Consider the following 13,277-nt stretch of genomic DNA (forward strand, 5'->3'; position numbering starts at 1 on the left):
CCAGATCCCCCCTTGGTACTACTGCTTCAACAGGGCAAAAATGCCCGGAAAGCGGCGTTTGGAAGGTCGTGGGCACACCATCAACCACCGCCCCCATCGCGAAAGGTAATACCATGCCGCCCTACAATAATAAGGCGGCTACCTGGAAGTTAACCCAGTACGCCTAAGCCTTAAGTTATAAGCCGCCACTTCGGGGCGGCTTTATTGCTGACGTTCAAGCCAACAAAGAAAGTCCATCATTCGCTCGGTAAACTCAGCGTCATTAGCATTATTGATAGCATGTGCCAGCAGATAATCTATTTCTGTAGCCTTATCAGGATGCCGCGCTAATAATTGCTCGGCATAATCATCAAGCGCTATCGGCCAAAACAGGCTATCAGGATCACGCAGCATATTAGTTGCTCTGATCAGCTTTCTGGCCGCTTCGCGTTTGAGTCGTTGCAGCTCAGCAACCCGAGACCCGCCCGAGATTTTCACACCATAATCTTCCAGCACGGTGCGCAGATCGGCATTTACCGCCCGCGCAATACGACGATCTGGCCGGAACAGTGGCAATACGTTGCTTACGTCATTTCCCCAAAGACAGCGGCAATGGTGTTTCAACCAATAGCCCCAGCTATAGCGATTGGCGGGATTTAGCGCTTCATCGAGGGTGCCAATATCAAAATCCACCTTACTGACTATCGTCTGATGTTGCTGGAAATCCTCACGCCATTGCTCAATAAGCGCCAATTCAGCGTCAGTAGCCCGCCGACTCAGCAACAAGGTGATATCCAAATCGGACTCCCCCGGTGTCGCTTGCCCGCGTGCCACACTGCCATAGAGATAAATACAGTGGATCAAGTCGGGGAAATGGCTCGGCAAGCCTGCGACCAACGCTGTCAGCACAGGCGTGAACGCATCCTGCAATGAGAAGTCGGTTACCGTGGGGATAAAGCCATCGCGGCAGAAGGTCATTGGCTGCTACGAAGGGGTTTACGCTGGAGAGTGGCGGAAGATCACAGGAGTCGAACCTGCCCAGGACCGCTGGCGGCCCCAACCGGATTTGAAGTCCGGCCGCCCCACCGGGGACGAGGATCTTCCTTCGGGAGTCAGAAGCAAGAGCCTGATTATAGCGCAGTTTATCCTTAGCGCTAAGAGGGAAATAGCGGCGGCCCCCGGCAAAAATACCGGAGGCCGGCAGAATTACGGCTTCAACAGATCTTTGACGTCCAGCAGGATAAATTCATTGTCATCCGCCACGTTCGGCTGGCGGCTGGAGGAGAACGGGAAGTTATTATCGTTACCGACAATAATATGACTGCCGTCCACCACGTCGACGTTTTCAATGGTGAAGAACGGGAAGGTCAGCACACCGTTGTTCAGCGGTTTGCGTGCCAACTTGTTCGGGTCCTGAATGTTCAACAGGTCGATATAAGCCAGTTTATCGACCGGTTTGCCGACGTTGGCATCAGAAAAAGCGATTTTATATATCCGCTTGAACTTCGCCACCTGGCTGAAGCAGTTGTCGGTTGGCGCACCCGCCGCACAAGCTTTGTCCGGCGTACCTTCGCCATTATCACGCTCAATCACCAGTCCATGGGTAGCGTCGATCATATTGAAATCGCCGATGGCGTTCTGGTTGTCTTCCAGCACGTACTGCCAGCTGCGGCCAGTCCAGGCCTGCTGTTTCACGTCAAATTCCAGTACCCGTAGGTAACGTTTTCCATCGCGGTTTTCAAACTTTTCGCCATCCCACAGCGCGCCCTCAAGCAACGGGTACAGCTTACTGCCGTCCGGCGATGCCGCCATGCCCTCAAAACCCTTGGAACGCGCTACCTGGAAGTTCTGTTTGCCATCCGGTGCACCCGGTAGGGTCAGCGTCGGGTTATCCGGCGATTTGACTACCTTGCCGTCCACCTTGGTGTCGAACACCGCCAACACCTTACCGTCCAGATCGGCCTTGATCAGGTAAGGGCCGAATTCATCGCCGATCCACAGGGCATTGTCGGCGAACTGGAAGCTTTCCGGGTCGAAGTCGCTACCGGTCAGGTAACGCTGGTCGGTGCTCTCATTGACGATATGGAACGGCACTTTCTGGTCAGGATCGTGCAGGAATACCGTTTTCAGCGGCGTCACCGTGCCGTTATCAAAGTCGATTTTGTAGTGATTGAGGTACAGCATCGCATCCGGTGAGTTGGCTTTGCTGCCGAAGCCGTTGTCGGTCAACACCCAGTAGGTGCCGTCAGGCATGTGCTTGATACCGGAATGGCCCTGAAGGGGTTGGCCCGCGATCGGCAGGCCGATACCGGTCATGCGATCGGCGGATTTTCCCGCCACGCTGCCCAGTTCCGTCACGCGTTTGCCGCTGGTGTACTTACCGCTTTGTTGCAAATCGGTGGGAGCATCCTGTGGCGCCGCAATACTGGATTTTACCGCCAGTATCGCATGCCCGGCCAGCGTCGCAGACACCGGTTGGGCGTCAGCCCACAGGTTACCGCTCAGCGCCATACAGCCAGCCAACAGCGCCAGACGAGTTTTGGTGATGTGCATGTCATGGTTCCCTTTTTGTTGTTATCGCCCAGAAGTAAAAGCAACGTCACTATAGGGAGCCGCAATGACAGAAATATTATTCGGCGAACGCTCGCCGGTAGCTGTGCGGATGGAAGCACCAGGTGATGGCGATAAGCACCACCACCAGCAGTGCGTGAATTTGCCAATCGAGCACAAAGCCACCGCTGTAATCACGCAACAGGCCGGAAATGTACGGCGTCGTACCCGCCAGCAGGAAGCCGATACCCTGCATAAACGCCACCAGTCGCCCCGCCGCCGCCGGGTGCGGAATATGGTCGAGTGCCAGCACCAGACACAGCGGGAACGCACCACCCAGCCCCAGGCCGGAAAGCAGTACCCACAGCCAAGGCAGCGTTTGCGGCAGGTAGATAAGGCCGATGAAACCTGCCAACTGCATGATCAGCGCCAGCAACAACAGCGGACGGCGGTCCGAAGCGCGTGCCAAGGCGGGCAACAACAGCGCCCCCACAACTTGGCCGAAGGTCATCAGCGCCAATAGCGATCCACTGGCCTGCGGCTGCCAGCCGAGCTGCATGTAATAAGGGGGGAGCCAGGCGATCAGGCTGGTGTAGCCGCCATTAATCAAACCGAAATAGGCACCGAGCAACCAGGCGCGACGGCTGCACCATAAGCTCGGTCCGCGAGCAGTACCGGATGGCGTCAGGCGTGCCAAACCTCGGCTGACGGGCCACCAGGCGATCAACGCCACCAGCGCCGGCGCTGCCCACCAGGCCAGCGCGCTATGCCAGTCATGGCCCACACTCATCAGCCAGGGGGTAATCGCCGCCCCCAGCCCACCGCCGCCCATCAGCGCCGCCGACCACAGCCCGGCCACCAACGCCATCTGCTTGAGAAAATGATGCTTGATAATACCGGGCATCACCGCCTGGATAACGCCAATCCCCAGCCCGCCCAGCACTGCACTCAACATCAACTGCGTGCTGCCCGGTGCCAGCTCGCGCCAGGCAGCACCCAGGCCAATGGCCAGCAAACTCAGGACAACGCTGGTGCGTTCACTGAACAAACGGTTGATGGCACCGCCAGCCAACGCCATCAGCCCCATCATCAACACCGGCAAGGTAGTCAGCAGGGCCGCGCCGCCAAAACTCAGCCCGGTAGCCTGGCGCAGCGTCGGCAGCAGCGGGCCAATAGACGTCAACAACGGCCGCATATTCAAGCCAATCAGCACCAGTACCCACAGCAGGGGATTGAACCAGCGGCGTAAGAAAGGGGGAGCAATAAAATGATTTAACACGGTCTATTCCTGAACTTCCGGGGTGAAGAGTACGACGTCACAACCTGTACGCCGCAGCGTTGCATTACTCTAGGCAACGCCGCTAGTATTGGGAAATTAAATAATAAAATAGCCAGCAGTGGGAAAATGAATCGCTACCCGATGTTCAATCCGCAGTTATTGCTCAGCTTTGTCGCCGTGTGCGACAGCGGTAGCTTCACCCGCGCCGCGGACCGGGTATTTTTATCGCAGTCCACCGTCAGCCAGCAGGTGCGTCGGTTGGAAGAGATGCTCGGTAAACCGCTGTTTGAGCGCTCCTCTCATCAAGTGTTGCTGACCGAGGAAGGCGTCAAACTGTTGAGCTATGCGCGGCGGATCATCGCGCTGAATGAAGAGGCACATGACGCCCTGACCGGTATCTGGCGCGACGGCGTACTGCGGTTGGGGATGCCGGAGGATTTCGCGGCGCCAACTACGGAACTGCTGGCGGAATTCAGCCGGGCGCACCCGCACCTGCGGCTGGACGTCACCAGCGGCCTGAGCGCCGATCTGCACAGCGCCTATGCCCGTGAAGAACTGGACCTGATCCTGGTGAAACAGCGTCGTAGTCAACCTCCGCGCGCCGCCAGGCCGGAGCCGCTGCTGTGGCTGGATAGCCTGGCCTTTCCGGCCATCGAACAATCCCCGGTACCGCTGGCGGTGTTCCCGCTAAATGGCCTGTACCGAGATGACCTGTGCCAGGCGCTGGATAACCTTGGCAAGCGCTGGCGCATCGGCTACAGCAGTGCCAGTCTGGCGGCTCTCACCGCCGCATCCGCCGCCGGGTTAGGCGTCACGCTGTTGCCAGCGAGCTGTCGCTTGCCCAGCCACCGGGTGCTCGGCATCGCCGAAGGGTTACCGCCGATCGACAGCATCGAACTGGCGCTGTATTACCGCGACGGTGCCCCCGCCGCCACCCCGGCACTGGCCGAACGGCTGAAGGCGTTTTGCGGGTTGGTGTAAAGACAGCTGTGTGGCCATCGCGAATGCACCCGGCCTAATACCCGACCTCACCGTAACGCTCACGGTAATCTTTCGGCGTCATGTCGTAACCCTTCTTGAATACCGAGTAAAAATACTGCAGTGAGGGGTAGCCGCACATCTGCGAAATTTCAGCAATAGGTAGCGACGTCGCCGTGAGTAAATTACGGGAACGATCGAGCTTCTCTTCGTGGATTACATGGTGAATTGTCTGGTTCAGTTCATCCTTGAAACGTTTTTCCAGGTTAGAACGCGATATACCCACAGCATCCAATACTTGCTCTACCTTAATACCTTGGCAAGCATGGTGGCGTATATAATGCATAGCATGAATCACTGCGGGATCGCGCAAAGAGCGAAAGTCTGTAGAACGCCGTTCAATGACTTTTATTGGGGGAACCAAAATGCGCTGTAATGGCAGTACCTGCCCATTGAGCAGTTGATGCAGCAATTTCGCGGCACGATAGCCCATCTGGCGGGTACCCTGTGCGACCGAAGACAATGCCACCCGCGAAAGATAACGCGTAAGTTCCTCATTATCGATACCAATCACGCACAGTTTTTCTGGCACAGCGATATCCAGATGTTCGCAAACCTGCAGCAGATGGCGTGCCCGGGCATCAGTCACGGCGATGATGCCGGTCTGCTGCGGCAGCGTCTGTACCCAGTCCGCCAACCGGTTTTGTGCATATTGCCAATTGTCTGGCGACGTGGCCATTCCCTGATAGATAACTCCTTGATATTGTTCGGCAGCCACCAACGCCTTGAAGGCGTATTCACGCTCCTTCGCCCATTGTTTTCCACCTTCGCTTGGCAATCCGTAGAAAGCAAAACGATTAATGCCCTTTTCTTTCAAGTGAGTGAAGGCCGCCGCGACCAAGGCGTGGTTGTCGGTAGCAATGTAGTGCACAGGTGGGTATTCATCATCGCGATGGTAAGACCCCCCCACGCCGACGATAGGCACAGTGACATTTTGCAGTAGTCGCTCAATCTCTACATCGTCAAAATCAGCAATGACGCCATCACCCAGCCAGTCTTTAATATTGTCGATACGGCAGCGAAAATCCTCTTCAATAAAAATATCCCAGTCACACTGCGACGCCTGCAAATACTCGCCCACACCTTCTACCACCTGACGGTCGTACACTTTGTTAGCGTTGAATAGCAGCGTAATCCGATAGCGCTTATCGAACATATCTACCCCACTCCACGGTTGAGCTCTTTGCGTCCATATACAACACGAATGGCCATTTCGACGTTAATCCTTTGCTTTACTTGTGAGCAATATCACGTAAGTCATTTTTCATAACAGCAAAAGTAAAACCCGGAATAAACACCCTGATGCATTAGCGCTATCGTAGCACCACAATAATGACAAACGTCAAGGTGAGGTCGTGTGATGGATAACTATAACTTCAATAATAAAATATCACGCAAAGGAACTCATAGCGCCAAGTGGGAAAGCACAAGCGATGCATTACCCATGCCATTAATTCCCCTTTCCGTTGCCGACATGGATATTCCACTACCGAATAAAACAATCAATTTACTTAATGAATTCACAAACAAAGGGATTTATGGCTATACATTACTGAGCGAAAATTGGGGAGAAACCGTCACGCAATGGATGCAACGTCATTGCCACTGGCATATCAATGCTGAGCACGTGGTCTTTTGCCCGCGAGTCATACAGGCCGTATCTCTGTACATCCAGAATTTTACTGCGCCGGGAGATAGCATCGTCAGCCTGGCGCCGGCATATCATCCCATCAGCCACAGTGTCGTACTTAATCAGCGTAAACTGTTGGAAAGCGAGCTGCGCTATCATCATGGGTGCTATACCATCGACTTCGATGACCTTGAGAATAAATTTAAACATGCGCGCTGTTTTATTTTATTATCACCCCATAATCCAACGGGCACCGTTTGGGAAAAAGAATCATTAATAAAAATCGCACAGTTGGCCGAGAAATATCACGTCTTTATTATTTCAGATGATGTTCATTCTGATTTCATTTTTAGTCATCACCAGCACCAGGTAATTTCATCCGTTAGCTCCTACGTTGAGCAAAATTCTTTTATCTGCACCTCTCCGGCAAAAACATTTAACATGGCTGGTCTTGAAGTTGCCAACATTATTATTGCCAATAAACAACACCGTCAAAAATTTATACATTGTCTCGAAGCTGCGGGGATTCACAACCCCGGATACTACGCCGTCCCAGCCTTTTTAAGCGTTTACCGCGACTGTGATGACTGGCTATTCGCCTTAAAAAACTACCTTGCCGATAACCGCGCATGGTTAATCAACATGCTAAGTAAACATTTTCCTGACTGGGTGGTTACCCGCAGCACGGGAACATACATGCTCTGGGTGAATTACCAAGCAAGTCACCTCAGCGAAGATCAACTAAAGCACTGGTTCCTTAACCTTGCCGGCGTCGAAATGAGCTGGGGCTCGGGGTTTGGCGAGTCGGGAATAGGCTTTTTCAGAATCAATATTGCCACGCCACGAGATACGCTGGCTGAAGCATTAGAACGAATCATCAGTACTTCCCCCTACGCACACCAGGAGTAGTACCCCATGAATAATATAATAAAACCACGCGCACCGACGCTGACTGAATCCCTGCTGCCGATCGTTACCATGGTGCTGTTGTTGGGTATTGGCTACGCCGCTTTTGACCTACCGCCAGAACCTCTGATGGTACTGTCTACCGTGATTGCTGCACTATTGGTTAAACGCCTCGGTCACAGCTACAACGATATTCTCGTATCTATCTCACAAAAAATAGCCAAAACAATGCCCGCCTTGCTGATTCTCATCAGCGTAGGTTTGCTGATTGGTACGTGGATGGCGGGTGGCACGATTCCGCTGATGATTTATTACGGCCTAAAACTGATCAACCCGGCGATGCTGTACGTCACCGCACTGCTGGTCACTTCAGTTGTGTCCGTTTGCACTGGCACTTCCTGGGGTTCAGCAGGTACCGTGGGCGTCGCGTTTATGGGCGTCGCCATAGGTATGGATGCAAACCTGGCCGCTACTGCAGGAGCCGTTGTTGCAGGCGCATACTTTGGCGATAAACTCTCACCGCTGTCTGGCGATACTAACCTCGCGGCCATGGCGGCACAGGTCGATTTGTACGAACATATTGGCCATCTGCTGTACACCACCCTGCCATCACTCATTCTTTCCGCCGCTGTGATGTTCTTTTATGGCATGTCAGGCGATCTCGCAGGCGCCGCCATTCCAGACAAGGTCTTGTTGATTACCTCTGGCCTGGCCGGGATCTACCATTTTAATCTGTTGTTGTTGTTACCCGTAGCCATTGTGCTCTATGGCTCAATCACCAAAAAACCGACTATCCCTATCATGCTGGTTTCAGCGCTGGTAGCCATGGCCAATGCCTCATTTATTCAAGGATTTGCCTTTCATGATGTCGTCAAAAGCGCAGTCGACGGCTTTAACGTGTCGATGGTGGGTAATCAAGATATCAACCCTGTACTGAGTAATCTGCTGAACCGCGGTGGCATGAATTCCATGATGAGCACGCTGCTGATCTGCTTTTGTGCCCTTTCTTTTGCAGGCACGCTGGCACTGAGTGGTGCACTGGAAGTGATTGTCCACGCACTGCTTAAATTGGTGCACTCCACTGGCACCATGATCCTGGCAACACTGGCCTGTGGCCTGACCATGATCAGCGTCACCTGCAACGGGCAAATATCCATTCTGATCCCTATTGAAATGCTGCGTAATGCCTATATCGAGCGCGGTCTGCACCCGAAGAATCTGAGCCGAACGGTGGAAGACTCCGCAACAATCTTTGAACCTATTCTGCCCTGGACCGCCGCAGGCGCATACATGGCAGGCACACTCGGTGTCGCCACACTCAGCTATCTGCCGTGGGCAGTGCTGTGCTGGAGCGGGATATTTTTTGCCACGCTGTGGGGATTTACCGGATTCGGTATCGCCCGGCTGAAAAAAGAAGAACAGCAGCAGTTGCTGGCCCAAACCGCCGATAACCTCAAATAAGGAAGCCCCGAATGTCATATTTTGATCAGCTTGAGCAAGTGCGCTACGAAGGCCCAGCCAGCAATAACCCCCTGGCCTTTCATCACTACAATCCGGATGAACTGGTGCTTGGCAAGCGCATGGCGGAACATCTGCGTTTCGCCGCCTGTTACTGGCATACCTTCTGCTGGAACGGCGCGGACATGTTCGGCGTCGGTGCCTTCGATCGTCCCTGGCAGCAGCCGGGCGACGCGCTGGCGCTGGCCAAACGCAAAGCCGACGTGGCGTTCGAGTTCTTCCACAAGCTGAACGTACCTTACTACTGCTTCCATGACGTAGACGTCTCACCGGAAGGTGCCTCGCTGAAAGAGTATCTGCACAACTTTGCGGTAATGACCGACGTGCTGGAAGAAAAGCAGCACAGCAGCGGCGTGAAACTGCTGTGGGGCACCGCCAACTGTTTTACCCATCCGCGTTATGGCGCTGGAGCCGCCACCAACCCGGATCCGGAAATCTTCAGTTGGGCAGCCACCCAGGTATTCACCGCCATGAACGCCACCCAGCGCCTGGGCGGTGAAAACTACGTGCTGTGGGGCGGGCGTGAAGGCTATGAGACCTTGCTCAATACCGATTTGCGCCAGGAACGTGAGCAAATTGGCCGCTTTATGCAGATGGTGGTGGAGCATAAACACAAAACCGGTTTCCAGGGCACCCTGCTGATTGAGCCCAAACCGCAGGAACCGACCAAACATCAGTACGACTACGACGTCGCCACCGTCTATGGTTTCCTTAAGCAGTTCGGCCTGGAAAAAGAGATCAAGGTGAATATCGAAGCCAACCACGCCACGCTGGCAGGCCATTCGTTCCACCATGAAATCGCCACCGCCATTGCGCTGGGCATTTTCGGCTCTGTCGATGCCAACCGGGGTGACCCACAGCTGGGCTGGGATACCGACCAATTCCCGATCAGCGTAGAAGAGAACGCGCTGGTGATGTTCGAAATTCTCAACGCCGGGGGATTCACCACCGGTGGGTTGAACTTCGATGCCAAAGTCCGCCGTCAAAGCACCGACAAGTACGATCTGTTCTATGGTCATATTGGCGCCATGGATACTATGGCACTGGCACTGAAGGTCGCGGCAAAAATGGTGACTGACGGCCAGTTGCATCAGCAGGTAGCAAAACGCTATGCCGGCTGGAATGGTGAATTGGGCCAGCAAATTTTGCAGGGCAAACTGTCGCTCGAAGCCTTGGCGCAGTACGCTGAAGGCCATGCACTGGCGCCGCAGCACGTCAGCGGCCGTCAGGAACAGCTCGAAAACCTGATGAACCGCTATCTGTTCGGCTAACCGATCGCGCGGCACACGCCGCGCCTTTAAGGATCCTCAACCATGTATATCGGCATCGATCTCGGCACTTCCGGCGTAAAAGTTATTTTGCTCAGCGAGCAGGGCCAATTGCTCGCCAGCCACGGTGAATCGCTGCCCATTTCCCGTCCTCATCCCCTATGGTCAGAGCAGGCCCCGCAGGACTGGTGGCACGCCACCGACCGTGCGATGCTGGCGCTGGGCAAACAACACAGCCTGCAGCAGGTAAAAGCCATTGGGCTCAGCGGTCAGATGCACGGTGCCACGCTGTTGGATGCACGTCAGCAGGTGCTGCGCCCGGCGATTTTATGGAACGACGGCAGGAGCGCCGCACAGTGTCTGGCGCTGGAACAGGCGGTGCCGCAGTCGCGGCAAATCACTGGCAACCTGATGATGCCGGGCTTTACCGCCCCCAAACTGCTGTGGGTACGGCAGCATGAGCCCGAGCTGTTCAAGCGTATAGATAAAGTCCTGCTGCCCAAGGATTACCTGCGCTGGTGCCTCACCGGCGAATTCGCCAGCGACATGTCGGACGCCGCAGGAACCGGCTGGCTGAACGTGGCGCGGCGCGACTGGAGCGAGGAGATGCTGGCGGCATGCAGCCTGACTCGCCGCCAGATGCCACAGCTGTTCGAAGGCAATCAGATCACCGGCCAGACCCATATTGAACTGGCCAAACGTTGGGGCATGTCGCCAGTGCCGGTGGTGGCCGGCGGCGGTGATAATGCCGCCGGGGCGATCGGCGTAGGCCTGTATCAGCCGGGGCAGGCGATGTTGTCACTCGGCACCTCCGGCGTTTATTTTGCCGTCAGCGACGGTTTTCTCAGTAACCCGGCCAGCGCGGTACACAGTTTCTGCCATGCGTTGCCCGACACCTGGCACCTGATGTCGGTCACGCTCAGCGCCGCATCCTGCCTGGACTGGGTGTGCAAACTGACCAACGTCGAGGACGTCGCTACCCTACTGCGCAATGTCGAACAGGCGCCGCCAGCGGCAGCGCCGCTGTGGTTCCTGCCCTATCTGTCCGGCGAGCGTACGCCGCACAACAATCCTAACGCCAAAGGCGCATTCTGGGGCCTGACTCACCAGCATGGGCCAACCGACCTGGCGCGCGCCGTGCTGGAAGGGGTTGGTTTCGCCCTGGCTGATGGCATGGACGTACTGCACGCCAGCGGTCTGCAGCCGTCCAGTATCACCCTGATTGGCGGCGGCGCGCGCAGCCCCTTCTGGCGACAAATGCTGGCGGATATCAGCGGTCAGCGGCTGGAATACCGCACCGGCGGCGATGTTGGCCCGGCGCTGGGAGCGGCTCGCTTGGCTCAGATTGCCCTGAACCCGCAGCGCCCACTGGCTGAATTGTTGCCTGAATTGCCGCTGGAACAGGTACATACACCGGATGCCGAGCGCCACCAGCAGTACACCGCGCTGCGCAGCACCTTCCGCGAGCTCTATTCCCGTCTGTTACCGTTGATGTAAAACCAAAAGGGGGCCAAACAACGCCCCCTTATTATTGCCAAATCGAATAGTCGCCAGTGGCAAATGTCACTGCCAACCCACGCGCTCCTCTCCTAAATTGGTGGCTGTCTTTTGACGCACCTCACCTCTGGATTAAGGAATTGAACGTGGAAAAAAACCAACAACAAAGCCGCAGAGCTTTCCTCAGCCAAACCGGCAAGCTCACCACCGCCTGTGCAGTCATTGGCCTGACGGGGGGCGTGGCGCAAGCCGCCGCGCCAGCGAGCAGCGCATGTATACCAGAGAGCACACCTATGACCCTGACCGACAGCCACTACTGGCTGAGCGACGTTCGACTGGAAGACGGTTTTGAATACGATGGCGAGACGGTGATCGGCACCCGCACCGCGCTGTACCAGCTTGAAATCAAAGACGGAAAAATTGCCGCAGTTCACCCGAAAGAAGCAACGCCTCCCGCCGGGGTAGCGCGCTATCAGGCGCAGGGCCAACTGCTGTTGCCGGCATTTCGCGACATGCATATCCATCTGGATAAAACCTTCTACAGCGGCCCATGGCAGGCACCGCGCCCACGTCAGGGCAAAACCATCATGGACATGATCGCGCTCGAACAGACCTTGATCCCCAAGCTGTTGCCCACCTCGCAGCAGCGTGCGGAAAACCTGATCGCCTTGCTGCAATCGAAAGGCAGCACCGTGGCACGCAGCCACTGCAATATCGACCCGGTCAGCGGGTTGAAAAGCCTGGAACACCTGCAGCGTGCGCTGGAAAACCACCGGGCGGACTTCAGCTGTGAAATCGTCGCCTTCCCGCAGCATGGCCTGCTGCATTCCAAAGTCGACGGCTTGATGCGCGAGGCCATGCAGATGGGGGTGCAATACGTCGGCGGACTGGATCCGACCAACGTTGACGGCGCCATGGAGAAGTCGCTGGATGCGATGTTCCAGATTGCACTCGACACCGGCAAAGGCGTCGATATCCACCTGCATGAAACCAGCCCCGCCGGCGTAGCGGCAATCAACTACATGATCGCCACCGTAGAAAAGAACCCGGCGCTGCGCGGTAAAGTCACCATCAGCCATGCGTTTGCCCTAACCGTGCTGAACCCGAGTGAACTGGAGGAAACCGCTAGCCGGCTGGCGGCGCAGCAAATCACCATCGCCTCTACGGTGCCGATTGGCGGGCTGATGATGCCGCTGCCGCAGCTCAGTGAAAAAGGGGTATTTGTGATGACCGGAACCGACAGCGTGATAGATCATTGGTCACCGTTCGGCAGCGGAGACATTCTGGAAAAAGCCAACCTTTACGCCCAACTTTACCGCGGCTCCGACGAATTCCACCTCTCCCGTGCGATGGCAATCTCAACCGGCGGCGTGCTGCCGCTGAACGACAAGGGCCAACGCGTCTGGCCGCAGGCCGGGGACAACGCAGAGTTTGTACTGGTCAACGCCAGTTGCTCCGCCGAGGCGGTGGCCCGCCTGCCGGCGCGCACGGCCACTTTCCATCAGGGGCGGCTGGTCGCTGGCCAGGTCGGCAAAGCCTGATGCTGGTCCGTTGATGTCACCATGATGGCCGTTTTTGGCCTTCTGCCAGACAAAGTAACGGCGCAGTATGG

At 55.9% G+C, this 13,277-nt stretch carries 10 protein-coding genes and 1 tRNA gene; 6 read left to right on the plus strand and 5 right to left on the minus strand.

From position 1 onward, the window contains the following. Positions 1-201: 201 nt before the first annotated feature. The 4 genes from ACMGG1_RS23700 to ACMGG1_RS23715 all read right to left on the minus strand — a co-directional run bounded on the left by ACMGG1_RS23700 (position 202) and on the right by ACMGG1_RS23715 (position 3,808). A complete protein-coding gene (locus ACMGG1_RS23700; protein ID WP_020824701.1) occupies positions 202-957 on the minus strand; it encodes a nucleotidyltransferase domain-containing protein in 756 nt (251 codons plus the stop codon). 31 nt (positions 958-988) lie between these two features. Further along, positions 989-1,083 (minus strand) — tRNA-Sec (locus ACMGG1_RS23705). A gap of 102 nt (positions 1,084-1,185) precedes the next feature. Continuing rightward, a complete protein-coding gene (locus ACMGG1_RS23710) occupies positions 1,186-2,532 on the minus strand; it encodes an esterase-like activity of phytase family protein (protein WP_414161062.1) in 1,347 nt (448 codons plus the stop codon). A 76-nt stretch (positions 2,533-2,608) separates the two neighbouring features. After that, positions 2,609-3,808, minus strand: a complete 1,200-nt coding sequence (locus tag ACMGG1_RS23715) for a cyanate transporter (RefSeq protein WP_315902132.1) — start codon at positions 3,806-3,808, stop codon at positions 2,609-2,611. A gap of 126 nt (positions 3,809-3,934) precedes the next feature. Between ACMGG1_RS23715 and ACMGG1_RS23720 the strand changes: the two genes are divergently transcribed. Then, the gene (locus ACMGG1_RS23720; RefSeq protein ID WP_020824698.1) at positions 3,935-4,789 is read left to right on the plus strand and encodes a LysR family transcriptional regulator; all 855 of its coding nucleotides are present in this window, start codon (positions 3,935-3,937) and stop codon (positions 4,787-4,789) included. Between the two features lie 34 nt (positions 4,790-4,823). Here the strand turns inward: ACMGG1_RS23720 and xylR are convergent, their stop codons facing one another. Beyond that, positions 4,824-6,002 carry a D-xylose utilization transcriptional activator XylR gene (gene xylR, locus ACMGG1_RS23725; RefSeq protein WP_046374800.1) on the minus strand — a complete coding sequence of 393 codons (1,179 nt, stop codon included), beginning with the start codon at positions 6,000-6,002 and terminating at the stop codon, positions 4,824-4,826. Between the two features lie 204 nt (positions 6,003-6,206). Between xylR and ACMGG1_RS23730 the strand changes: the two genes are divergently transcribed. The 5 genes from ACMGG1_RS23730 to ACMGG1_RS23750 all read left to right on the plus strand — a co-directional run bounded on the left by ACMGG1_RS23730 (position 6,207) and on the right by ACMGG1_RS23750 (position 13,206). Further along, positions 6,207-7,385 (plus strand): MalY/PatB family protein, encoded by a 1,179-nt coding sequence (locus ACMGG1_RS23730; RefSeq protein ID WP_149573957.1) that lies wholly within the window; start codon positions 6,207-6,209, stop codon positions 7,383-7,385. Between the two features lie 6 nt (positions 7,386-7,391). Further along, positions 7,392-8,843, plus strand: a complete 1,452-nt coding sequence (gene nhaC, locus ACMGG1_RS23735) for a Na+/H+ antiporter NhaC (RefSeq protein WP_116691489.1) — start codon at positions 7,392-7,394, stop codon at positions 8,841-8,843. Between the two features lie 11 nt (positions 8,844-8,854). After that, positions 8,855-10,171 (plus strand): xylose isomerase, encoded by a 1,317-nt coding sequence (gene xylA / locus ACMGG1_RS23740; protein WP_046374803.1) that lies wholly within the window; start codon positions 8,855-8,857, stop codon positions 10,169-10,171. A gap of 42 nt (positions 10,172-10,213) precedes the next feature. Beyond that, positions 10,214-11,665, plus strand: coding sequence for a xylulokinase (xylB, locus tag ACMGG1_RS23745; RefSeq protein WP_046374804.1), 1,452 nt, complete (start codon positions 10,214-10,216; stop codon positions 11,663-11,665). A 146-nt stretch (positions 11,666-11,811) separates the two neighbouring features. Then, positions 11,812-13,206 (plus strand): amidohydrolase family protein, encoded by a 1,395-nt coding sequence (locus ACMGG1_RS23750; RefSeq protein WP_262255998.1) that lies wholly within the window; start codon positions 11,812-11,814, stop codon positions 13,204-13,206. Positions 13,207-13,277 lie beyond the last annotated feature (71 nt).

It is taken from the genome of Serratia sp. BNK-12, from assembly GCF_047456085.1.
Lineage (GTDB): Bacteria > Pseudomonadota > Gammaproteobacteria > Enterobacterales > Enterobacteriaceae > Serratia > Serratia liquefaciens.